The sequence below is a fragment of the Gordonia liuliyuniae genome (genome assembly GCF_021738805.1).
Taxonomy (GTDB): domain Bacteria; phylum Actinomycetota; class Actinomycetes; order Mycobacteriales; family Mycobacteriaceae; genus Gordonia; species Gordonia liuliyuniae.
In genome coordinates, this window is record NZ_JAKKOR010000001.1 from 77,555 (window position 1) to 99,591 (window position 22,037).

General features: G+C 67.8%; 20 protein-coding genes and 1 tRNA gene. 18 read left to right on the top strand and 3 right to left on the bottom strand.

From position 1 onward, the window contains the following. Nucleotides 1-40 precede the first annotated feature (40 nt). The 12 genes from L5G33_RS00340 (at nt 41) to L5G33_RS00395 (ending at nt 13,730) form a co-directional block, all read left to right on the top strand. Entirely contained in the window at nt 41-1,768 is a 1,728-nt protein-coding gene (locus L5G33_RS00340) for a (2,3-dihydroxybenzoyl)adenylate synthase (RefSeq protein WP_236996153.1), read from the top strand. 7 nt (nt 1,769-1,775) lie between these two features. Further along, on the top strand, nt 1,776-3,260 hold the full coding sequence (locus tag L5G33_RS00345; RefSeq protein ID WP_236996154.1) for an AMP-binding protein: 1,485 nt from the start codon (nt 1,776-1,778) through the stop codon (nt 3,258-3,260). Then, entirely contained in the window at nt 3,257-3,535 is a 279-nt protein-coding gene (locus tag L5G33_RS00350) for an acyl carrier protein (protein WP_236996155.1), read from the top strand. The genes L5G33_RS00345 and L5G33_RS00350 overlap by 4 nt, the downstream gene beginning before the upstream one ends. Then, entirely contained in the window at nt 3,535-4,713 is a 1,179-nt protein-coding gene (locus L5G33_RS00355; protein WP_236996156.1) for an acyl-CoA dehydrogenase family protein, read from the top strand. Before L5G33_RS00350 ends, L5G33_RS00355 begins: the two co-directional genes overlap by 1 nt. Nucleotide 4,714: 1 nt before the next feature. After that, complete coding sequence (locus L5G33_RS00360; RefSeq protein ID WP_236996157.1) at nt 4,715-5,899, top strand: acyl-CoA dehydrogenase family protein; 1,185 nt, start codon at nt 4,715-4,717, stop codon at nt 5,897-5,899. 6 nt (nt 5,900-5,905) lie between these two features. Next, nucleotides 5,906-6,787 carry an alpha/beta fold hydrolase gene (locus tag L5G33_RS00365; RefSeq protein WP_236996158.1) on the top strand — a complete coding sequence of 294 codons (882 nt, stop codon included), beginning with the start codon at nt 5,906-5,908 and terminating at the stop codon, nt 6,785-6,787. Next, a complete protein-coding gene (gene mbtM, locus L5G33_RS00370) occupies nt 6,678-8,330 on the top strand; it encodes a long-chain-fatty acid--ACP ligase MbtM (protein ID WP_236996159.1) in 1,653 nt (550 codons plus the stop codon). The genes L5G33_RS00365 and mbtM overlap by 110 nt, the downstream gene beginning before the upstream one ends. Further along, on the top strand, nt 8,327-9,517 hold the full coding sequence (locus L5G33_RS00375; RefSeq protein ID WP_236996160.1) for an acyl-CoA dehydrogenase family protein: 1,191 nt from the start codon (nt 8,327-8,329) through the stop codon (nt 9,515-9,517). The genes mbtM and L5G33_RS00375 overlap by 4 nt, the downstream gene beginning before the upstream one ends. 153 nt (nt 9,518-9,670) lie before the next feature. Next, nucleotides 9,671-10,525, top strand: a complete 855-nt coding sequence (locus L5G33_RS00380; RefSeq protein WP_236996161.1) for an MTB12 C-terminal domain-containing protein — start codon at nt 9,671-9,673, stop codon at nt 10,523-10,525. Between the two features lie 50 nt (nt 10,526-10,575). After that, on the top strand, nt 10,576-11,547 hold the full coding sequence (locus tag L5G33_RS00385; RefSeq protein ID WP_236996162.1) for an ABC transporter substrate-binding protein: 972 nt from the start codon (nt 10,576-10,578) through the stop codon (nt 11,545-11,547). Nucleotides 11,548-11,622: 75 nt separating this feature from the next. Continuing rightward, the gene (locus tag L5G33_RS00390) at nt 11,623-12,621 is read left to right on the top strand and encodes a FecCD family ABC transporter permease (protein WP_236996163.1); all 999 of its coding nucleotides are present in this window, start codon (nt 11,623-11,625) and stop codon (nt 12,619-12,621) included. Next, nucleotides 12,621-13,730 carry a FecCD family ABC transporter permease gene (locus L5G33_RS00395; protein WP_236996164.1) on the top strand — a complete coding sequence of 370 codons (1,110 nt, stop codon included), beginning with the start codon at nt 12,621-12,623 and terminating at the stop codon, nt 13,728-13,730. The genes L5G33_RS00390 and L5G33_RS00395 overlap by 1 nt, the downstream gene beginning before the upstream one ends. Nucleotides 13,731-13,963: 233 nt before the next feature. Here L5G33_RS00395 and L5G33_RS00400 read toward each other — a convergent pair whose 3' ends face one another. Continuing rightward, nucleotides 13,964-14,422: an HNH endonuclease gene (locus L5G33_RS00400; RefSeq protein ID WP_236996165.1), complete on the bottom strand. Its 459-nt coding sequence runs from the start codon at nt 14,420-14,422 to the stop codon at nt 13,964-13,966. A 222-nt stretch (nt 14,423-14,644) separates the two neighbouring features. On the opposite strand from L5G33_RS00400, the gene L5G33_RS00405 reads away from it, so the two are divergent. From L5G33_RS00405 to cobF, 3 genes are all read left to right on the top strand, one after another. Further along, a tRNA-Arg gene (locus L5G33_RS00405) sits at nt 14,645-14,717 on the top strand. A gap of 59 nt (nt 14,718-14,776) precedes the next feature. Further along, entirely contained in the window at nt 14,777-15,601 is an 825-nt protein-coding gene (locus tag L5G33_RS00410) for an SDR family oxidoreductase (protein WP_236996166.1), read from the top strand. Beyond that, the gene (gene cobF / locus L5G33_RS00415; RefSeq protein ID WP_236996167.1) at nt 15,598-16,356 is read left to right on the top strand and encodes a precorrin-6A synthase (deacetylating); all 759 of its coding nucleotides are present in this window, start codon (nt 15,598-15,600) and stop codon (nt 16,354-16,356) included. The genes L5G33_RS00410 and cobF overlap by 4 nt, the downstream gene beginning before the upstream one ends. Nucleotides 16,357-16,372: 16 nt before the next feature. Here cobF and L5G33_RS00420 read toward each other — a convergent pair whose 3' ends face one another. Then, on the bottom strand, nt 16,373-17,113 hold the full coding sequence (locus tag L5G33_RS00420) for a 3'(2'),5'-bisphosphate nucleotidase CysQ (protein WP_236996168.1): 741 nt from the start codon (nt 17,111-17,113) through the stop codon (nt 16,373-16,375). A gap of 60 nt (nt 17,114-17,173) precedes the next feature. Between L5G33_RS00420 and L5G33_RS00425 the strand changes: the two genes are divergently transcribed. Beyond that, the gene (locus L5G33_RS00425; RefSeq protein ID WP_236996169.1) at nt 17,174-18,070 is read left to right on the top strand and encodes a DNA-formamidopyrimidine glycosylase family protein; all 897 of its coding nucleotides are present in this window, start codon (nt 17,174-17,176) and stop codon (nt 18,068-18,070) included. 143 nt (nt 18,071-18,213) lie between these two features. Here the strand turns inward: L5G33_RS00425 and L5G33_RS00430 are convergent, their stop codons facing one another. Further along, nucleotides 18,214-19,425, bottom strand: a complete 1,212-nt coding sequence (locus L5G33_RS00430; RefSeq protein WP_236996170.1) for a glycoside hydrolase family 183 protein — start codon at nt 19,423-19,425, stop codon at nt 18,214-18,216. Between the two features lie 135 nt (nt 19,426-19,560). Here L5G33_RS00430 and L5G33_RS00435 point away from each other — a divergent pair, with 135 nt between their 5' ends. Both L5G33_RS00435 and pgi read left to right on the top strand, forming a co-directional pair. Further along, complete coding sequence (locus L5G33_RS00435; RefSeq protein ID WP_236996171.1) at nt 19,561-20,301, top strand: SDR family oxidoreductase; 741 nt, start codon at nt 19,561-19,563, stop codon at nt 20,299-20,301. Between the two features lie 45 nt (nt 20,302-20,346). Next, nucleotides 20,347-22,029, top strand: a complete 1,683-nt coding sequence (gene pgi / locus L5G33_RS00440) for a glucose-6-phosphate isomerase (protein WP_236996172.1) — start codon at nt 20,347-20,349, stop codon at nt 22,027-22,029. Nucleotides 22,030-22,037: the final 8 nt, after the last annotated feature.

Consider the following 22,037-nt stretch of genomic DNA (forward strand, 5'->3'; position numbering starts at 1 on the left):
ACCCGACTTCACGCTCCCTCTCACGCAGAAAGGCTGACCGATGACCACTGTCGACGATCACGCGCAGACCGCTACGATCCGGAGCCTGATTCCGGACTGGCCCGCTGACTTCGCCCAGCGCTACCGCGATCTCGGGCTGTGGGAGGGCAAGACCTTCAGCACTCGCCTCGACGAGTGGGCCGACCTCTACGGGGAGTCGACGGCGGTGGTCGACGGCGACCGCCGGTTCACCTACCGCGACCTCGCGACGCGTGCGACGCGTCTCGCGCACGGCCTGCGGAACATCGGCGTCGGCCGGGGCGACGCCGTGCTCCTCCAGTTGCCGAACTCGGCCGAGTTCGTCATCGGCTGGTTCGCGTTGCAGCGTCTCGGCGCGGTGCCCGTCCACACCCAGCCCGGACACCGCCACCTCGAGGTCAGCTACCTCGCCGGCGCGACTCGGGCCGTCGCGTACATCACCACCGACGAGTTCGCCCGCTTCGACCACCGTGCCCTCGCGAGCCAGGTGGCCGACGAAGTGGAGTCCATGACCTCGGTGATCATCGCCGGTGATCTCGGCGACCACGCCGCCGACGACCGCTTCCACACCTTCGACTCGCTGTACGTCAACGACGACAGGGGACTGGGCGACGACAGGGGGCTGGGCGACGACAGGGGCCTCAACGACGACGGGGGGCTCAACGACGGTGGGCTGGGCGACCCGGCGGACCCGTCGGACATCGCCCTGCTCCTGCTGTCCGGCGGAACGACGGGCATGCCCAAGCTCATCGGGCGAACGCACGACGACTACGCGTACAACTCGCGGGTCGCGGGGGACCGGAGCCGTCTCGACGCCGACAGCGTGTACCTCGCGATCCTGCCGATCGCGTTCAACTACACCTGGAACTGCCCGGGCATCCTGTCGACGTTCCGCGTCGGTGGCACCGTGGTCCTCGCACCGAACCAGGATCCAGCGGTGTGCTTCGAGCTGATCGAACGCGAGAAGGTCACCATGACCGCGATCAACCCGCAGCTCGCGCCGATGTGGCTCGACGAGCGAGAGTTCACCGAGAACGACCTCAGCTCCCTGAAGATCATCGAGATCGGTTCGGCACGTCTGGCCGACTACGAGGCCCGCCGCATCATCGACGAGTTCGATGCGACGCTCCAGCAGATCCTCGGCATGTCCGAGGGACTGTTCTGCGCCACCCACCTCGACGACGACCCCGAACTTCTCGCCACCACCCAGGGCGTCCCGGTTTCCGAGTACGACGAGATCCGCGTGATCGACGCCGAGGGCGTCGTGGTCCCGAACGGCGAGATCGGCGAACTGACCGTCCGCGGCCCGTACACGCTGCGCGGCTACTTCGACGCTCCGGAACAGACGGCGAAGGCCATCACCGCCGACGGCTTCTACTGCACCGGCGACCTCGTCCGCCGACTCGACAGCGGGCACCTCATCGTCTCCGGCCGCATCAAGGACCAGATCAACCGCGGCGGCGAGAAGATCGCCGCGACCGAGGTCGAGGGTGCGCTGCTCGAACACCCCGACATCCGAGCGCTGGCGATCCTCGGCGAACCCGACGAGACGCTCGGCGAGCGGTCGGTGGCCTTCGTCGTCATCGACGACGGCGCCCCCGAGCTGACGCGTCGGGACCTCCAGACGTTCACCGAGTCGGTCGGCCTGTCCGCCTATAAGGCGCCCGATGTCGTGCGGATCATCGACGAGATGCCGTTGACGCCGCTCGGCAAGATGGACAAGAACGCGCTCCGCGCCCATCTCGGCTGAGACGCACATGGACACCCTCTCGACTTCTTCGACGGTCAGTGAACTCGCGACGATCCTCGGCGCCGCCGTGGCCGACCATCCCGAACGCTGCGCGATCGCCACCGAAGCGGAGCGCATCACCTACCGTGAATTGGGGACACGGGTCGCCGATCTCGCCGGGCGCCTCCGTGAAGCGGGTATCGGCCCCGGCCGTGCCGTCGCCGTTCACGTGCCGCGTTCGCCTTCCGCCCTCATCGCGATCCACGCCGTCATCGCCACCGGAGCCGTCGTCGCACCCCTGGACGTCAACGATCCGTCCGAACGCGTCCGCGCGCTCCTGGAGCAGGCGGGCATCTCGCATCTGCTGGTGCGCAGCGGCGAACCGTCGTCCGTCGACGTCGGGGAGGGGCTCGCCGTGGTCGTTCGCGACGCGTCGCCGTCCCGCCTCGAGGGCGGCTACCTGCTGTTCACGTCGGGCAGCACCGGCGTCCCAAAGGGGGTGCTCCTCTCGGGTGAGGCCGTCGCGCACTTCGCGCGGTGGGCCGCCCGATCCGCCGGCCTGACCTTCGAGGACCGGGTGGCTGCCCAGGCCGCCCTGACCTTCGACCTCAGCACGTTCGACGTCTTCGCCACGGCGGTCGCCGGAGCTACGGCCGTCATCCTCCCGGACTGGTTGAAGCCGTTCCCCGCGGACACCGTCGACTGGCTCGCCGAACAACGGATCACCGCCGTCTACGCGGTCCCGACCCTGATGAAGGGGATCGTCGCGGCAGGCGGACGGTCGGCGACGCTGCCCGCGCTGGCGACCATCATGTTCGCGGGCGAACCGTATCCGGTGGCCGCGCTGACCGACCTTCTCGCCGCATTCCCCGACGCCCGAGTACTCAACTGGTACGGGCCAACCGAGACCAACGTGTGCACCGCGCAAGATGTCCGGCAGTGGCGGCCCGGGACGCCGGTGCCCATCGGCGAGGCCGTCGACGGGGTGCTCGTCGAGATCGTCGACGCCGAGCTCGTCGTAGCCGGTCCCACGTTGCTGACCGGCTACGTCGTCGACGGAGTCGTCTTCGATCCCGCCGTCGACGTCGTCTTCGGCGACGGGAAGTGCAGACGCGCTTACCGGACCGGCGACCGCGCGTACCGCGACGATGACGGTCGCCTGGTTCTCGTCGGTCGCGTCGACCGCCAGATCAAACGTCGCGGCTATCGCATTGACCTGTCCGGGATCGAGGCGATCGCCGCCGAAGCCGGTGCCACACACGGGGCGGCCGCCGTCGCCACCGGCGCCGACCAATACCTCACCCTCTTCGTCGACGTCGATGCGACGTCGCCGACCACTGTGCTCGACACCGTCGAGCACGCTCTGCGAGAACGGCTGCCAACCTATTCGCAGCCCGACCGGGTCGTCGCGCACTCCCCGTTGCCGACGAACCGTCGCGGCAAGGTCGACCGGCCCCGCTTGGAAGAACTCGCAGCGGACATGCTCACCAACCAGCAGGAGGCACACTCATGACGCAGGACGATCTCGGACAGCTCGCCATCGACGACGTGTGCGAGGTGGTGTCGGAGGCGATCGTCCGCAGGCACGGCAAGGCCGAGCCGATCGATGCGGACACGCAGATGCTGATCACCGGCATGCTCGACTCGCTCACCCTGGTGAACATCGTCGCCGAACTCGAGAAGCGGCTCGGTCGGAAACTTCCCGAAGACATGGTCGTCGCTCGCAACTTCCGCACGCCGACCACGCTGCACACCGCGGTGACCGCCGTGCTCGCGGAGCGCGTCTGATGACGGCGGTGCCTCGTCTAGTCGAGGCCTCCCCAGCCGCTGTGCCCCCAGCCGATGTACCTGCAGCTGTAGAGGCGGAGGCCGCCGACATCGCCGCGGCCTTGGCCGACATGAGGTTCCGGGACGCGTGGCGCGCCTTGCTGGCCCTCCCGTCGGTCTCGGCTGTCATGGCCGACTCGCTGCGCGGTGCGACCGGCGACGGCATAGTCACCAACGCGGTCGCGGTGATCGAAGGACTCGGCCGCGCAGGCGTTCCCGCCGGCCTCTGCTATGCGTTCACGTCGCAGATCTTCGGCATCCAGTGGCCGCTGGCGTCGTCGGCGCGCAACCCGCTCGCTCCCTACGTCGACGGTCTCATCGACGGCTCGCTCGTCCTGTGCCACGCGCTCACCGAGGAGACCGGCGGCTCCGACCCGCTGTCCATGCGGACCGCGGCCACGGTCACCGACAGCGGGTACCGGCTCGACGGCCGCAAGGCGTATGTGACCGCCGCGCCCGAAGCCGATCTGATCCTGACGTTCGCGCGCACCGACGAGGCGCGTCACCCGTTCGCGCTGAGCGCGTTCCTGATCCCCTCGGGTCGAGCGGGCGTCGTCCGTTCCGAGCCGTTCGCCAAGGTCGCGCTCACCGAAGTGCCGATGGGTGCCGTCGACTTCGACGGCGTCGCCGTGGCCGATGCTGACCTGGTGGCTGCGGAAGGATCAGGGCTCGCCTTCCTGTCGAGCACGACGACGTGGGAGCGCGCGTTGCTGATGAGTTACGCACTCGGCGGCATGCACGCCACGATCGAACGGGTCGTCGGGTGGCTGCGTGATCGGGAGCAGTTCGGCCGGAGTCTCGGCTCGAACCCGCTTGTCGCGTCGCGCGTCTCGGACCTCGCGACCATCCGCTACCGTGTCCGCGCCCTCGTCTACGACATGGCACGCCGCATCGACGAGGGCGCCACCCCGCTGAGCGCGCTGTCGACGGACGCGGCACAGGTCAAGATCTCCTGCGCGCAGGACCTACTCGCGTTCGAGACGGCTGCCGCGCCGCTGTTCGGCGCACGCTCGGTGATCGCCGATTCGGGATACGGAATCAACATGACGAGTGCGATCGCGGCATCCATCTATGCGGGCACCAACGACCTGTTGCGGGTGTCCATCGCCCGTGACCTCGGACTTCCGGTGGAGAACTGACATGACGATCGCTGTACACCCGGTCGACGCCGCGCTGGACCTCGCCGCGTCGATCACGCCGCGCCTGACCGAACTCGCCGATCCGATCGATCGGGGCGAGACGCCGCCACAGGAGGCCTACGACCTGATCCGGGAGTCCGGACTGCTCGCCGCGATGATCCCGATCGAGAACGGCGGGCTCGGCCTCGACTTCGCCGACTACACACGGCTTCTCGCCGAACTCGCCGCCGCCAACGGTGCGATCGCGCTCGGCTTCAACATGCACAACGTCGCGATCGGATCCCTGTTCGAAGCCGACGTCGACGCTCTCGGATCGACCGGTGTCGCCTTCCGCGACTGGGTGATCGACCAGGTCGTGGTAGGCCGCACGATGTTCGCATCGGCGGCGTCCGAGCCGGCGACCGGCGCGCGCCTGCGCGGCATCTCGACCGTCTACCGCCGCGACGGCGACGGCTACGTCCTCGACGGACACAAGTCGTTCGTGTCGCTCTCCGGAGTCGCCGACCACTATGTGGTGACCGCACGGCCCCACGACGACGACTCCGACGTCGAGGTGTCGCACTTCGTGGTGAGCGCCGGTGATCCGGGCGTCTCCTTCTCGACGGAATGGGCGGGTACCGCGCTCCGCGGCACGTCGACTGCACAGATGTTCCTGGCCGACACCAGGATTCACGCCGACCGGTTGTTCCTCGGGGTCGAGGGGATGTCGCTGTTCAAAGCCGTCCGTGACCCGCACTGGATGGCGGCTGGCTACCTCGGGGCCTATCTGGGCCTGTCGGAGGCGATCGTCGACTTCGCGGCGCAACGACTCGGCGCCGACGAGCGACGACGGAGCCAGGCCGCCGACGTCCAACGTCTCGGCGCGATGACGGTCGCGCTGCAGGCGACCCGAGCACTGACGACGGCTGCTGCGCGCGGCGTCGTCGACCGGCGCTCGGATCAGGCGACCAACGCGACCGTGTACGCGGCCAAGCATCACCTGGGCGAGACCGCGCAGTCGCTGGCCGCGCAGGCCGTCGCCCTCGTCGGATCGGCGGCGATGGCCGCCGACCAACCGCTGCAGCGACTGCTCCGGGAAGTCCAGTTCTGCTCGATCATGCCCGCGAAACCCGCCGACTGCCTCGACTACGTCGGCAAGTCGACGTTGGGCGCCAACATGTTCGACGTCTCCAACCACGGGTGGTGACGCGCGATGCCGACTCTGCCGCACCCGCTCGGTGACCTCGAATACGTGTTGCTCGACGGCGACCCCGACTTGCCGACCCTGGTGTTCCTGCACGAGGGACTCGGATCGGCCGGCCAGTGGGGGCGGCTCCCGTCGCTGGTCAGCGACGCCACCGGGATGCGTGCGCTCGTCTACTCGCGCCACGGGTACGGCGGTTCGGCCGGCGACGGTCCGCAGGGCGCCGACTACCTGCACCGCGAGGGGACCGACGTCCTCCCGGAAGTGCTCGACGCGCTCGGCATCGACACACCGTTCCTCGTCGGGCACAGCGACGGTGCGTCGATCGCGGTCGTCAACGCCGGCACACACCCGGTGCGGGCCGCCGTGCTCATCGCGCCCCACCTCGTCGTCGAGGACACGACGTTGACCGGGATCCGCGCCACCGCGGCCCGCTTCGACGAGCAGGTCCGTCCGTCGCTGGCGATGTTCCACGACGATCCCGACGGTCTGTTCGCGCGATGGTCTGGCGTGTGGCTGTCCGAGGAGTTCGCCTCGCTCGACCTCACCGATTTGCTGCCGCGGATCGACGTCCCGCTGCTCGTCGTCCAAGGAGTCGACGACGAGTACGGCACTTCGATCCACCTCGACGCCGTCGCCGAACACGCGTCGGGGCCGGTCCAGACGCGCCTGCTCGCCGGCCACGGACACCATCCGCACCTGAAAGACCCCGAGGCGATCGCCAGGCTGATCGCCGACTTCGCACACGCCCCCTCTCGATGGGTTCGACGAAAGAAGCGCTATGACGCCGACGACTGTGATCGACGAGACCGGAACGCCCAGCGCGTTCACCGCACCGTTCAGCAGGGCCATGCTCACCAGCGACCGGTCGCTGTCCGTCCTCGACTCTGAGACGGGTGCGTGGGAGACCCGCACCTGGCGCGACGTGCACGCTCGCGCCGTCGAGATCGCCGCGACCCTCGTCGCGGCGCGGGGCGATGAGGGGCAGGTCGAACACGTCGGCTTGATCGGCGACCCGACCGTCGACCTGATCGCCGCGATCCAGGGTGCCTGGCTCGCGGGCGCAGCCGTGGCGATCCTGCCCGGTCCGATCCGAGGTGCCGACGAGAATCGGTGGGCGCAGGCCACGTACACGCGGTTCGCGGGCATCGGCGTCGGGACGGTCCTCGGCGACGGCCCGCAGTTCGATCTCCTCACGGCCGTCGACGGCGACCTGCACCTGGCTCCGGCCCGCGAGTACGGGGTCGGAGCCGACACCGCCGGGTTCGTCCCGGTCGTCGCGGGCCCCGACGCGCCGGCCGTCCTTCAGGGCACCGCGGGTTCCACCGGCGACCCGAAGACGGCCGCGCTGCCGGAGTCCTCGGTCCACACCAACACCGGCGAACTCGTCGCCCGTCTCGGCATGCACCACAGTCGAGACATCGGATTCAGTTGGCTTCCGCTCTATCACGACATGGGCCTGACCTTTCTGCTTGCGGGCATGGGGGCGGGATTCCAGACGTACATCGTGCCCAACTCAGCGTTCGCGGCCGCACCGTTCAAATGGTTGGAATGGCTCACCGAGACCAAAGCGACCGTCACTGCGGCGCCCAACTTCGCCTACGACATCCTGGGCCGCTACGGGCGGCTCCTGCAGTCGGCTGACCTGAGCAACCTGCGCGTCGCGATCAGCGGTGGCGAGCCCATCGACCCGGATGCCTTCGACAAGTTCCTCGCCGAGACCGAACGCTTCGGGTTCGACCCGGCCGCAGCGGCGCCCGCGTACGGCATGGCCGAGTCGACCTGCGCGGTCACCATGCCCGCGACCGGCGAAGGCGCGGCCTACGACGAGGTGACCGTCACGCCGCCCGGCGACGGCTCTGAACCCCGGCGTCGCCGCTACGCGGTGCTCGGAAAGCCGTTGGACGGCATGGAGATCCGCATCGTCGAACCCAACGTCGATGTTCCGCTGATCGATGACCGGGAGGTCGGCCGCGTCGAGATCCGCGGTACGTCGATGATGAGCGGCTACCTCGGCCACCCGCAGCTCGGCGAGGACGAATGGTTCGACACCGGCGACCTCGGCTACCTCCTCGACGGACGTCTCGTGATCTGTGGGCGCGCGAAAGAGATCGTGATCGTCGCCGGACGGAACCTGTTCCCCGTCGAGGTGGAGCGAGCCGCGGCGTCGGTCGACGGCGTCAAACGCGGCGGTGTGGTCGCGATGGCGCGCGACGAGGACTCGTCGCGACCGGGGCTCGTCGTGGTCGCCGAGTACCGCGGTTCGGACCGTGTCGCGACCCGGTCGGCGGTCGTCTCGGCGGTCGCCTCCGAATGCGGCATCGTCCCCGCCGACGTGATCCTGCTCGATCCCGGCACCGTGCCGCGCACGACGTCGGGCAAGCTGCGTCGACTCGAGACCAAGCAGATGGTGACCGCGGGAGCCCTGTCATGACGATGCCGCTCGACGAGTATCGCTCGCTCCTCGACGACGTCTTCGACGACGAGATCCGATCGTGGGTCGAGGAAGCCGAGACCGCGGAGCGCTTCCCACGCAAGCTTCTGGAGAAGCTCGGCGCCGCGGGCGTCTTCACCCACAAGTGGGGCGACGACAAGAAGCCGGATCTGGCGAAACTGTTCGCCCTGGGCAGCAGCCTCGGCCGTCAGGGGTCGGCCGGGATCAGTGTCGGTGTGAGCCTGCACGATTCGGCGATCGCGGTGCTTCGCCGTTTCGGCGGACGATCGCAGACATTGAGCCGGGTCGCCGAAGAAGCAATTCGCGGGGAGTCCGTGCTGTGTCTGGCCGCCTCGGAGTCCTCCGGCGGATCGGATCTTCAGATCGTCGAGACGACCGTCCGCACCGGCGACGACGGACTGCGCGTCGTCGGACGTAAGAAGTTCGTGTCGCTCTCGCCGATCGCCGACTACATCCTGGTGGTGGCCCGCAGCGTCGAGCACGACCCGAACAGCACGCACGACCCGAACAGCACGCACGGGCCGGACAGCACGCACGGGAATGTGGCGCTCGTGCTCGTCCCGACGTCCCAGGTCGTCGTCGAACCGCCCTATCGCAAGGCCAGCGCGGGACCCCTGGACACCGCAGCCGTCAGCATCGACACCGTCGTGCCGACCGACCATCTGATCGCGCGGGCCGGAACCGGGCTCGCCGCTGTCAGCTGGGGTCTCGCGCACGAGCGACTGTCGATCGCGGCGCAGGTGGCGTCGTCGTGCGACACCGTGATCGGCGTGACGCTCGCGCGGATGAACGATCGCACCCAGTTCGGCAAGACCTTGTTCGAGCACCAGGCATTGCGGCTGCGCGTCGCTGACCTGCAGTCGCGTGTCGACATGCTCCGGTACGCGCTCGATGGAATCGCGGCGGGCCGCAAGATGGACCTGCGAACCGCTGCAGCTATGAAGGTGTCCGCGGCGCGGCTGGGGGAGGAGGTGGTCTCCGAGTGCATGCACCTGTTCGGCGGTTCGGGATTCCTCACCGACGAGACGCCGCTCGCACGGTGGTGGCGGGATATGAAGCTCGCCCGCGTGGGCGGCGGCACCGACGAGGTGCTCTGGGAACTCGTCGCGGCGTCGATGCGCCCCGACGTCGTCGGCTACCGACGGTTCGCGGGATCCATCACGTGACATCCCAGTCGTGCGACCGCGGCCGACATGTGACGCGGATCGTATTGCTCGAATCCGACAGGTCGGGTTTGAATGTTACCTGAGATTCAGGTTAGCCTGACCTATATTATGCGAGCGGGGCTTTCGGTGCCTCGACGATGAATGGAGACGCACATGTCGCAGGGAGACTCGTTCGGGGAGCAGCCGTACGCTGACGAGCCCTACGCGCAGCCGGGGGAGTACGCCCAGCCAGGGGAGTACACGCAGCCGGAGCGTTCCGCCCAATCCGAGGGATCGTCGGGCTCGAAGGTCAACGTCCCAACCATCCTGGCGTCTGCGGGCATCGCGGCCGTCATCTCGGCGCTAATCGTCACCATCGGTGTCGTCGGGCTCGCCACGTCGGACAAGTTCGGGACCGACACGGCGGCCGCTCAGCCGACGGTTGTTAACCTCGGCAACGCTCAGGGCACGCAGACGCCCAACGGGGTCACCACCCCGCAGAACACCGGCGACCAGGCGGCCGGCACGCCGATCGCCGGCGCGCCGACGGAGAACGTCCCCGAGAGCAATGGTGACGCGGGCACCGGGACGGGCACTCAGGGCACCCAGGGCACCGGCACCGCACCGCAGACGGGCGACGCAGGTCAGAACGCTCCGACACAGCCGCAGTCGTCGACGCCCGCACCGTTGACCGCGGGACAGCTCAACACCAAGGTCAAGACCATCATGAACACCGGCGCGTCGAACGCCACCCGTGCCGATGAACTCCAGGGCGGTCAGCAGGCTGTCGGTTCGGTGAACGCCGTGGCTCAGATGCTGAAGGTCAGCGGAGCCGGATTCAGCTACAAAGTCGTCGGGCCGATCACCCAGAACGGTACCACCCTGAACGCTCGCCTGCAGATGTCGCTGGTCGGTAACGGCTCGCGCTACCTCGATCTGAGCTGGGTGTGGACGGACAACAAATGGAAGCTGTCCAACACGAGCGTCTGCACCATCGCCGAATACGCGATGCTCAAGTGCACGGTCTGACCCATCGAATCGGTCGTCTCTCGAGGCGTCCCTAGAGTAGGAGAATCCCGATGACCAGGCTGAAGTCGAGTCTCGTTCTCATCATCGTCGCAGTCGTCGCACTCGTCATCGGCGGATGCTCGTCGCCGGACGACGCGGATGCCGCGCCCGTCAAGATCAATCTGCCCGACGGCCGCACGGTCGACATCCCGGATACGCCGACACGCATCGTGACGCTCGGCGGACAGTGGACCGACGTCGCGTTGTCGTTCGGTGTCACACCCGTCGGGTACTACGACGCGCAAGAGGTCCAGACCGGGAAGAAGGCTCCGTGGTTCGGTGACAAGCTCAACGACTCGGTATTGGTGAACCCGAACGACGACGTCGTCGGATCGGTCGCCAAGCTCGAACCCGACCTGATCCTGGCTCCCGGCTTCGCGTCCATGGCCGAAGGCTTCGACAAGCTCGAGGCGATGGCTCCGACGATCGACAAGATCAGCGGTCAACAGGTCGATCCCTGGCAGGACATGGTGACTCTGATGGGCACCATCTTGCACCAGCCGGAGAAGGCCAAGGAGATCATCGGCGGCGTCGACGCCAAGATCAAGGCGCTCGCCGACGAATTTCCCGGTCTCAAGGGCAAGACCTACTCGTTCGCGTACCTCTACGGCTCGGACCAGATCTCGGTTCTCGGAGACGAGTCCGACGGATCGGCCAAGCTGTTCTCGCAGCTCGGTCTGAAGATGTCGCCGACGGCGATCCGCGAGTCGACCAAGACGGGGCAGCCGCGTTTCCAGATCAGTACCGAGAACGTCAACCTCCTCGACTCCGATCTCCTCGTCGCCGCTAGCCAGACGCCGAAGCTGCAGGAGCGGGTCGAAGGCCTACCCGGCTACAAGAACCTGACCTCGGTGAAGACCGGCGCGGTCGCGATGCTGTCGACACTCGAGATCACCGGTCTCAACGAGCCGTCGCCGAACTCGATCCCGTACGCCTTCGACCACATGAAGCCGGCTCTGCAGGCCGCGTCCGACGCGAAGTAGCGTCGTCTGCTGGTCGACGCGAAGGCGAGACACGCCAACCATCGCGCGCTCACCGATAGACAAGGTTCGTACACGTTGGGAAAGACGCCACAGAGACTCGGCGGACTGCTGTTGCTCCTGGCAGCTCTGGTCGCGGCGGCGGTGGCGTCGATCGCTTTCGGTTCGCGGGCGATCCCGGTCGGAGATGTCTGGCACATCCTCTGGAACGAGGACGGCACTGACATCTCCGGCATCGTGCACGGTCTGCGGATCCCGCGGACCGTGCTCGGTCTCGTCGCAGGCGCCGCGATCGGCGCCGCGGGAGCGCTGACTCAGGGGCACACGCGTAACCCGATGGCCGATCCGGGTCTGCTGGGCGTCAACGCGGGCGCCGCGTGCACGGTGGTCGTGGGCGTCTACGTCATCGGCATCACGACGCCGATCCAGTACATGGCGTTCGGGCTGGTCGGTGCGTTGGTCGCGTCGAGTCTGATGTTCCTGATCGCGTCGGCGGGCAAGGGTGCGAACCCGTTGACGTTGATTCTCGCGGGTACGGGTCTGTCGGTGCTGTTGATGGCGATCACGTCGGCGATCGTCCTGATCGACACCGCGTCGTTGGACGCGTGGCGTTTCTGGCAGGTCGGTTCGACGGAGGGGCGCGGCTGGGACGTCATCGTCGCGACGTTGCCGTTCATCGTCCCGGGCATGGTCCTCGCGGTGGCGAGCGGATTCTTCTTGAACATCCTGTCGCTGGGCGACGACATCGCGCACGCGTTGGGCACTCGGGTCCGGCAGGCTCGCATCATCGGGATCATCGGGATCACGTTGCTCGTCGGCGCGGCGACCGCGGCGTGCGGCCCGATCGTGTTCCTCGGCCTGGTGGCTCCGCATATCGCGCGGTTCATCACGGGCCCCGACTATCGGTGGATCGTCCCGTATTCGGCGTTGATCGGCGGACTGTTGCTGGTCGGCAGCGACGTGGTCGGCCGCGTCATAGCACGTCCGGGCGAAGTCCAGGCGGGCATCATTCTCGCGGCGATCGGCGCCCCGTTCTTCATCGTTCTGGTCCAGGCGAAGAAGCTGGTGGCCGTCTGATGGACCTCACGAAGCATTCCGGCGATGAGCCGGTCGCCGTCGAACGCCCGCTCGACGCTCCGCGGGCCCGCCGCACGATCGTGCGGGCGGGCAGTGTGCAGTTCGTCGTCAACCCGTGGGCTGCGGGTCTCGGCGTGGTGCTCGCCGCCGTCGCCCTCGTGCTGTTCGCAGTGAGTATCGGCACCAGTTCGTTGCCGATGACGCCGATCGACGTCGGGCGGATCCTGCTCGGCGGCGGCACCAAGTTCGAGAACGTCGTCGTCTTCGACTCGCAGCTCCCGATCGGTCTCGTGAGTCTCCTCGTCGGGTTCGCGCTCGGCGCGTCGGGCGCATTGACACAGGTCACGCTGCGCAATCCGCTCGCTACCGCAGACATGCTGGGCATCACCTCGGGGGCCAGCGCGGGGGCTGTCGTCGTCATCACGTTCGGTGCGACGTGGGCGTCGTGGCTCGCCGACCTCGGGTTGACGGTGGCCGCGCTTCTCGGCGGGCTGTTGACCGCACTCGCGATGTTCTTGATGACGTGGCGGCGCGGCATCGATCCGATCCGGCTGGTCCTCGTCGGTGTCGCGATGACCGCGGGCATGCAGGCGTTCATCGCGTATCTGTTGACGCGTGCCGAGGTCAATCAGGTGCAGCAGGCGCAACTGTGGATCGTCGGCTCGGTGTCCGGGGCGACGTGGAGCAAAGTGTGGCCGCTGGTCGCCGTCGTCGCGGTCGCGTTGGTGATCATCGCCGCCAATGCGCGGAACCTCGCGATCATCAGTCTGGGCGACGAGGTGAGCCGCAGCCTCGGCGTCCGCACCAGTGCGGTGACGGGCGTTGTCTTCGTGACGGCGGTCGTCCTGGCTGCGGTCGCGGTGTCGGCTGCGGGCCCGATCGCGTTCGTCGCGCTCCTCGCGCCGCAGGTCGCGGTGCGCCTGGCGCGTGCCGAGATCCCCGGTGCGATCACGTCGGGGCTGATGGGTTCGGTGCTGGTGATCGGCGGCGAAGTACTCTGCCGCACCGTCCTGCCCGCCGGTCTGCCGGTGGGTGTCGTCACTGCGGGCGTCGGTGGTCTCGCGTTGATCTATCTGATGGTTCAGATCACCCGGAAGGCGTCGGTGTAGACCGGCGTTCGACCGCCGGTGGTGCTGAGATCAGTACGCTCACTGCCCCGTTTCGGCTATTTGCCGGAGCGGAGCGATGAGACGACTGATCTCAGCGGTGCAGGGCATCAGCCCTTTACGCACATCAGCGTCGTCAGACGGGTGACGACCTCGACGAGCGGCGACGGACCGGTTGACTGCGCGTCGATCACCGCCCCAGAAAGTTATGCCCCAGAAAGTTATGCCCCAGAAAGTTATGCCCAAGTAGGGCGGTATGGCTCCCACAGCAGGCGGATGCCCGCTTCTTCAGGGGTCCGATCGCCTTTGGCCCAGTTGCACGGGCCGCACGCGGCGACACAGTTCACCCAGGTGTTGCCGCCGCCGCGTGACTGCGGCATCACGTGGTCCCACGTCTGCGCGTGTTCGCCGCAGTAGGCACAGAGGTGTTTGTCGCGCCGTAGCACCTTCTCGCGAGTGGTGTGCTCGCGTTCGACGTACGGGCGGTACACGTATTCGCGCAGGATCACTTCGCGGGGGACTTCGACCTGCATCGAGACCGAGTGGGCGATGATCGGCGGGTCGAAGCGCTCGACCATCCACATCTTGTTCTCGAGGAGGTTGGCGACGACGTCGCGGAACGGCCGACGGTGCAGCACAGCGTTGTCGGCGTTGCGGACTATCACAGGTATCGCATCGATCGCTTGAATCGCCATGGCGGGCCTACCTCCCCTCAAGAAAATAGCCCAGACGAGGCCTTCTCGCTGGGTAAGGCGGCGACGGCGCGTTCGCGACGTAGAAACGTACGGGGACGGCCGACTCCGGTCAACGGGTTTTTCTGCCTGATGCGGGATTGATTCGAGCGGACGGCGGTGCGGGCGTCGCCTGCACGCTGTCGTAGACTTCTCGCGACGGCCGAATCCCCACCACGGCCGCCTGCTCTCGTAGCTCAGGGGATAGAGCACCGCTCTCCTAAAGCGGGTGTCGCAGGTTCGAATCCTGCCGGGAGCACAAGTTCGGCCGCGGATGGTCGTGCCACCCGCGTGCGATCCCCGGATACGGTAGACGCCATGACTGCACAGACATCGGGCGCACTCACGGTTCTCGTGACCGGCGCCAGCAGCGGAATCGGCGCGGACGTGGCACGGCAGATTGTCGCTGCCGGCCACCGCGTGTACGGCACGAGCCGCAATCCGGCCACCGTCGAAGACCCGATCGCGGGCGTCACCTATGTGCGGCTCGACAACGCCGACTACGCCTCGGCCGCCGCATGTGCCGCCGAAGTCGGCGCCGTCGACATTCTCATCAACAACGCGGGAGAGAGTGCGGCAGGCGCCTTCGAAGACACCCCGATGGACGCCGTCGAGCACCTGTTCGCCGTCAACGTGTTCGGTCCCGTCGCACTCACCAAGGCCGTCCTTCCCGGCATGCGGGAACGAGGCCGCGGCACCGTCGTGATGGTCGGCTCGATGCTCGCGAGCTTCCCCGTCGCCTTCCGCACCAACTACGCCGCTACCAAAGCCGCGCTCAAGGGGTACGCGATGGCGTTGCGTCGAGAAGTCGCGCCCTACGGGATCCGCGTCGTGACCGTCGAACCCGGCACCATCGCGACCGGCATAGGGGAGCGACGTACCATCCACATCGGTGACGACTCGCCGTATCGCGCCGAGTACGAGACGGTCGCCGCAGCCACCCGCGCCAACGAAGCCAAGGGCATCTCGAGCACCGCGATGGCGAAAACCGTCGTGCAGGCTGCGCTCTCGGAACAGCCGAAACCGTTCTACGCCAGAGGAAACCGTGCGCCGGTCGTGTTCGCGCTGCAACGGGTCGCGCCGCGTCAGCTGGTACTCGACCTCACCGCGCGCATCCACGGCCTCGCGAAGATCCGTCCGTGAAGCCGGTAGTCCTCCGCGTCATCGGAATAGGCCCCGGAGGGCCGCGCCAGATCACGCTCGACGCTGTCGACGCCATCGCCGCGACGGACGTGTTCCTGATCCTCGACAAAGGCGACCGCACCTCCGAGCTGACCGGTGTGCGGCAGCAGATGCTCGACGCACATGCTGCGCCCGGGCACACCGTCGTCGCCGTGCCGGATCCGCCGCGCGACCGCGACCCCGCCGACTACGCGGCCGAAGTGCGCCGCTGGCACGCCGCCCGAGTCGACGCCATCGACGCCGCCCTCACCGCGCACTTGCCCGACGGCGGGACCGCGGCGTTCCTCGTCTGGGGCGACCCGGCGCTCTACGATTCGACGCTGCGTCTGACCGACGCCCTCGCGCGCCGGCGTCCGCTGTCCGTCGACGTCGTCCCCGGCGTCACGAGCGCATCGGCGCTCACCGCTGCGCACGGGATCGTCGCGCACGCGGTCGGCGAACCGATCCTCACCACTACCGGCCGACGACTCTCGTCCACACCGGACGGCGCCGACCAGAACCAGATCGTCATGCTCGACTCGTCACTCGCCTTCCGCGAGACCGCGGACCCCGACGACACCGTCTACTGGGGCGCCTGCCTCGGCACCGAGCACGAGATCCTCGTCAGCGGCCGCGTCGCCGACGTGGCCGATGAGATCGCCGCCAAACGTGCGCGAGTCCGCGAAGAACTCGGCTGGATCATGGACATCTACCTGCTGCAGAAGGGCCGCGGATAGGGTCTCGAGCTCCGAGCTACCAGGGAGTGGACAGGGCGTCGAGGACGGCGTCGGCGATCTCGCTGCGGCAGATGACGAAGTCCGGCATGTAGGGCTGCGGATTGTTGTAGGTGATCGGGCGGCCGTCGATCCGGCTGCAGTGCAGGCCCGCGGCGAGCGCCACGCCGACCGGAGCGCAGTTGTCCCACTCGTACTGGCCACCGGAATGCACGTACGCGTCGACGTCGCCGCGGACCACGGCCATCGCCTTCGCACCGGCCGAACCGATCTGCACCGCACCCATCCGCAGACGGTCGGCGACGGCGGCCGAATGGTACGAATGCCCGTACCGCGAGACGGCGAGCCGACCGGTGAGCGGCCCCGTCACCTCGTCGACCGTGTCGCTGCGGAACAATTCGCCCTGCGCGGGCAACGACACCGCAGCCACCTCGGGGTCGCCGTCGACGGCGAGCGCGACATGCACCGCCCAGTTGTCGGTACCCAACGAAAACTCGTTGGTGCCGTCCAACGGGTCGATGATCCAGACACGACTCGTCGTCGACCGGTCGCCGACGTCCTCAGCCTCCTCCGAGAGCACCGCGTCGTGCGGGCGGTGCACGCGCAACACAGTCGAGATCCACGCCTGCGCGAGCATGTCTCCGACATCGCCGACGACACGGCCGTCGAGTAGATCGCGGTGGCGGATGCCGTTCAAGATCTCACCCGCACCCTCGGCGAGACGGGCGGCGAGGTCGGCATCGGAGAGGCGGACGGGCATCCGTCTACCAAATCACATCGGGTGCAAGACATGCCGCCGATACCGGTCCACACTGGATACATGCCGGAACTTCCCGAGGTCTCAGCGATCGCCGCATACCTCGACTCGCGCACCGCGGGTCTGCCGATTCGTCGCGTGGACGTCGCATCACTGTCGGTCCTCAAGACTGCCGACCCGCAGTACACGGACCTGCCTGGGCGCACCGTGAGCGCCGTCGACCGCATCGGGAAATACTTGGTGATCCGCACCGTCCCCGGCCCCGACAGCGGTCCGGGCGCGAGCGACCCGGAGATAGACCTGGTGATCCACCTCTCGCGCGCCGGATGGGTCCGATGGAGCAACACCCTGTCGCAGACGCCGCCCCGGCCCGGCGGGAAGAGTCCCATCGCGCTGCGCGTGCACTGCGGACTGCCCGGTGAAGGCTTCGACGTGACCGAGGCAGGCACCCAGAAGCGGCTCGCCGCGTGGATCGTTCGCGACCCGTCCGATGTCGAACGCATCGCGACCCTCGGGCCCGATGTCCTCGCCGTCTCCCGCGACGAGTTCGCTGCGATCCTGGGTGCGACGACGTCGCGCCTCAAGACCGTCCTCACCGACCAACGCACCATCAGCGGTGTTGGGAACGCCTACTCCGACGAGATCCTGCACACGGCGAGACTCTCCCCGTTCGCGTCCGCCAAGACCCTGGACGACGACCAGATCGACAACCTCTACGAGACGACGCGGACCGTCCTTACCGAGGCTGTGCAGCGACTCGAGAGCCGCGAGGTCGCGACCATGAAATCGGAGAAGCGGACGGGGCTGCGCGTCCACGCCCGGACCGGGCTGCCCTGCCCGGTGTGCGGCGACACGGTTCGCGAGGTGTCGTACACCGACCGCTCGTTCCAGTATTGCCCTACCTGTCAGACCGGCGGGAAGGTTCTCGCCGACCGTAGGATGTCGCGGCTGTTGAAGTAGGAGGCCCGATACCGCTCGAGCAGCGGTGCGGACATCGCAAACCAACACCGCTCAGGCGATGCGACCGGCTAGAGGCCGATGTGCGCGCTGAGCGGTGTTGGTTTGGGGGCTGGCGGTGTTCGGTGTTGTTCGGGTGCTGCTGGTCAGCGCACCTTGGTGCGGATCAGGGCGACGTTGTAGTCGTCCCACCGGGAAGCGTTGAAGTACAGTTCCGGTCCCGTACCGCGCAACGCGGGCGACGACGGCAGCATCATCGGCGCGTACAACTCGAGACTCGACGGAGCGATCCGTCGCCCCGCGCTCCACGGCCCCTGCGGGTGGTTCGCGGTGCGCAACTTGACGCCGTTCGGGCTGTCGAGCATCACGTACTTGTTCAGGTACGGGCTCCACGCCACCGACAGTTCGGTCACCGGGCCGCGGACGATCGCCGCGGGCCGAGCCGCGCCACCCGCCCAGCGGGTACCGGTCCAATACTGGTACTTGCCCGGATCGAGGATGTCGCCCGGGCGGAACCTCGCGATGTGCGCCGCGCCGAACCGGCCGTTCGGCGTGCCGTACTGGTAGACCCAGCCTGCGTCGTCACCGACGCCCTTCAGGTAGGCGCTCTGCTGGAACAGCGGGTTCACGTGGTTCACCGACGGCCACCCGGCGGGCAGTGCCACGTCGACGCCTGCGTTCACCCGGATCGTGCTCTGCGGCGTGAACCAGCTGCGCCCGTTGTTCGACGACACGGCGGTCGCCGAATAGTTCGTGAACCAGCGGCTCGGCGGTCCCCACGCGCGGACCGACATGTAGTTGACGTACTGCTTGCCGCCGATCGAAATGCCCGCGGTCGGGATCTTCGTCTTCTCGATACCGCTGAACCCGAAGGCGCCGAACATCGGCCCCGCGTATCCGCGACGCTGCAGGGTGAGACCGTTCTCCAGATTCGTGTCCGTCGACCGCAGCAACGTGTTGTTGCGCCATCCGCGGTCCTGCCGCAGGCAGTTCCCGAACGTGTCGCCGAACGCCATCAGCGTCTGGCCTCGCCCGTTGTCCCACGCGACGCCGACGTCGGTGCCGGAGATGCCGAACCGCGTGAACGTCTTGTTGCGGCTGAGCGGTCCGGTGACCCAGGAGATCGTCTTGGTGCGTCCGTTGTCGAAGTGCGGCAGCGGCTTCTGCGGACCTTGCGCGGCGCCGCCGCGCGGGAAGCCGAGCGATCCGAAGTCGAACGGGAGCGGGATGCCCGTGCCGGAGTTGCTGCACGCGCCCGACGCCTGTGCGGGTGGCGGTGTGACGACGGCGGTCAGTGCTGCCGCGGCCATCGCGGCGCTGAGCGCGAGGGTCGTGATAGTGCGGGTGATTCGTCGCATCGCGTTCGGTCCTCTACCGGGGGAGGGGATAATACGGTCCCAATCAGTTGTACAGGCGAAGATCGTCGGAATGAAGTGATACCGCGAAGATCGTCGCATCACGATCTGGCAACCCGCGCAGGTATATTCGCTGGCATGTCGCGCGACAAGATCATCATCACCGGTGCCAGCTCAGGACTCGGCGAGGGCATGGCGCGTCAGTTCGCGGCCCGCGGACGCAGTCTCGGGCTCGCCGCCCGGCGGCTCGACCGACTCGAATCGCTCGCCGCCGAACTCGAGCCGACCGCGCGGAAAGTCGCTGTCGCACAGCTCGACGTGACCGACGTCGACGCAGTCCCCGTCGCATTCGGGAAGCTCGCCGACGAACTCGGCGGCGTCGACCGGGTGATCGTCAACGCCGGACTGGGCAAGGGCGCGCCGATCGGGACGGGGAAGGCCGCCGCCAACATCGAGACCGTCCAGACCAACCTCGTCGGCGCCCTCACCCAGATCGAGGCCGCGCTGGCGATCTTCCGCGCACAGGGCAGCGGCCACCTCGTCCTGGTCAGTTCCATGAGCGCCGTCCGCGGGCTCCCCAAGGCGCAGGCCGCGTACTCGGCGTCCAAGGCCGGCTTGGCCACGCTCGGCCAGGGACTGCAGGCGGAACTGAAAGGCACCGGCATCGTCGTCACCGTGCTGCTGCCCGGCTACATCGCGACCGACATCAACCGGGGCGTCAAGACATCGATGATGACCGACACCGATGCGGGTGTCGCGGCGATGGTCAAAGCCATCGAAGCCGAGCCCGCGCGCGCCGCCGTCCCCGGATGGCCGTGGACGCCGATCTCGTGGGCGCTGCGGTATCTCCCTGACGCGATCAGCGCACGCCTCATCTGACCCCGTCGAACGGCGAATTGCCGTGCGACAACATAGGGTTGAAGCATGTTGGGCTCCCGTACCGATGCCACCGGCGAATACGACATAACAGCGACTGTGTCGTGGCACGCGCTCGCCGCCCACTACCCGCACGTCTACGCACTGCATCTTCGTGAACTGTTCGCCATGGACCCCGAGCGCGGTTCGACGCTCGTGGTGGATGCGGGCGACCTGCACATCGACTACTCGAAGCACCTCGTCACCGGCGAGACGATCGAACTGCTGTTGAGTCTGGCACGCGAAGCGGGCCTGGAAGACCGGCGCGACGCCATGCTCGCGGGCGAGCACGTCAACACGTCCGAGGATCGGGCCGCCCTCCACACCGCGCTGCGTCTGCCGCGCGACGCGGAACTCGTCGTCGACGGCCAGGACGTGGTGTCCGACGTGCACGCCGTCCTCGACGCGATGGGCGACTTCGCCGACCGGGTCCGCAGCGGCGACTGGGTCGGGCACACCGGCAAGCCGATCACCGACATCGTCAACATCGGGATCGGCGGCAGCGATCTCGGGCCCGCGATGGCCTACGAAGCGCTCCGCCACTATCGGCAGGACGGCCTGCACTGCCACTTCGTCTCCAACATCGACCCGGTCGACGTGGTGTCCACTCTCGACGATCTGAACCCAGAGACGACGGTCGTCGTCGTCGCTTCGAAGACGTTCACCACGTTGGAGACCATCACCAACGCCGTCGCCGCGCGACGCTGGCTGCTCGCCGGCCTCGGCGTCGACGACGGTGCCGCCGACGTCGTCGCCAAGCATTTCGTCGCCGTCAGCACCAATGCCGACGAGGTCGCGAAGTTCGGTATCGACACCGCTAACATGTTCGGGTTCTGGGGGTGGGTCGGCGGCCGCTACTCGGTCGACTCGGCGATCGGCCTGAGCCTGATGATCGCCGTCGGCCGGGAACGGTTCGCCGAGTTCCTCGACGGCTTCCACACCGTCGACGAGCATTTCGCGACGCAGCCGCTCGAACGCAATGCGCCGGTCCTGCTCGGCATGATCGGCATCTGGTACTCGAACTTCTTCCAAGCACAGTCGCAGGCGGTCCTGCCGTACGCGCAGGATCTCGCCCGATTCCCCGCGTATCTGCAACAGTTGACGATGGAGTCGAACGGCAAGTCGGTGACCGCGGGCGGACGACCGGTCACCACCCCGACCGGCACCGTCTACTGGGGCGAGCCCGGCACCAACGGACAGCACGCGTTCTATCAGCTCCTGCACCAGGGCACGTGGCTGGTGCCCGCTGACTTCATCGGGTTCGCTCGGCCGACCGACGACCTCGACGGCGCCTCCGGCGGTTCGATGCACGACATCCTGATGGCGAACTTCTTCGCACAGACCGAGGTGCTGGCGTTCGGGAAGCCCGCAGACGACCTCGCCGCCGAAGGCGTGCCCGCCGACCGCATCCCGCACAAGGTGATGCCGGGGAACCGGCCGTCGACGACGGTCCTCGCGCCACGGCTCACCCCGGCAGTCCTCGGCCAGCTCATCGCGCTCTACGAGCACATCACGTTCGTCAAAGCGACGATCTGGGGCATCGACCCCTTCGACCAGTGGGGCGTCGAGCTCGGCAAGGAGAAGGCGAACGCCCTCGTCGAGGGCCTCACCGACGACTCGGCGCCCGCGGCGTCGCACGATTCGTCGACCGACGCACTGGTCCGCTGGTATCGCGACCAGCGGGGACGCTGACTGTACTA

Bases quoted from the DNA above. Each gene is read 5' to 3' on its own strand.
- L5G33_RS00340 (WP_236996153.1), top strand. From the start codon at position 41: ATGACCACTGTCGACGATCACGCGCAGACCGCTACGATCCGGAGCCTG.
- L5G33_RS00345 (WP_236996154.1), top strand. From the start codon at position 1,776: ATGGACACCCTCTCGACTTCTTCGACGGTCAGTGAACTCGCGACGATC.
- L5G33_RS00350 (WP_236996155.1), top strand. From the start codon at position 3,257: ATGACGCAGGACGATCTCGGACAGCTCGCCATCGACGACGTGTGCGAG.
- L5G33_RS00355 (WP_236996156.1), top strand. From the start codon at position 3,535: ATGACGGCGGTGCCTCGTCTAGTCGAGGCCTCCCCAGCCGCTGTGCCC.
- L5G33_RS00360 (WP_236996157.1), top strand. From the start codon at position 4,715: ATGACGATCGCTGTACACCCGGTCGACGCCGCGCTGGACCTCGCCGCG.
- L5G33_RS00365 (WP_236996158.1), top strand. From the start codon at position 5,906: ATGCCGACTCTGCCGCACCCGCTCGGTGACCTCGAATACGTGTTGCTC.
- mbtM (WP_236996159.1), top strand. From the start codon at position 6,678: ATGACGCCGACGACTGTGATCGACGAGACCGGAACGCCCAGCGCGTTC.
- L5G33_RS00375 (WP_236996160.1), top strand. From the start codon at position 8,327: ATGACGATGCCGCTCGACGAGTATCGCTCGCTCCTCGACGACGTCTTC.
- L5G33_RS00380 (WP_236996161.1), top strand. From the start codon at position 9,671: ATGTCGCAGGGAGACTCGTTCGGGGAGCAGCCGTACGCTGACGAGCCC.
- L5G33_RS00385 (WP_236996162.1), top strand. From the start codon at position 10,576: ATGACCAGGCTGAAGTCGAGTCTCGTTCTCATCATCGTCGCAGTCGTC.
- L5G33_RS00395 (WP_236996164.1), top strand. From the start codon at position 12,621: ATGGACCTCACGAAGCATTCCGGCGATGAGCCGGTCGCCGTCGAACGC.
- L5G33_RS00400 (WP_236996165.1), bottom strand. From the start codon at position 14,422: ATGGCGATTCAAGCGATCGATGCGATACCTGTGATAGTCCGCAACGCC.
- L5G33_RS00410 (WP_236996166.1), top strand. From the start codon at position 14,777: ATGACTGCACAGACATCGGGCGCACTCACGGTTCTCGTGACCGGCGCC.
- L5G33_RS00420 (WP_236996168.1), bottom strand. From the start codon at position 17,113: ATGCCCGTCCGCCTCTCCGATGCCGACCTCGCCGCCCGTCTCGCCGAG.
- L5G33_RS00425 (WP_236996169.1), top strand. From the start codon at position 17,174: ATGCCGGAACTTCCCGAGGTCTCAGCGATCGCCGCATACCTCGACTCG.
- L5G33_RS00430 (WP_236996170.1), bottom strand. From the start codon at position 19,425: ATGCGACGAATCACCCGCACTATCACGACCCTCGCGCTCAGCGCCGCG.
- L5G33_RS00435 (WP_236996171.1), top strand. From the start codon at position 19,561: ATGTCGCGCGACAAGATCATCATCACCGGTGCCAGCTCAGGACTCGGC.
- pgi (WP_236996172.1), top strand. From the start codon at position 20,347: ATGTTGGGCTCCCGTACCGATGCCACCGGCGAATACGACATAACAGCG.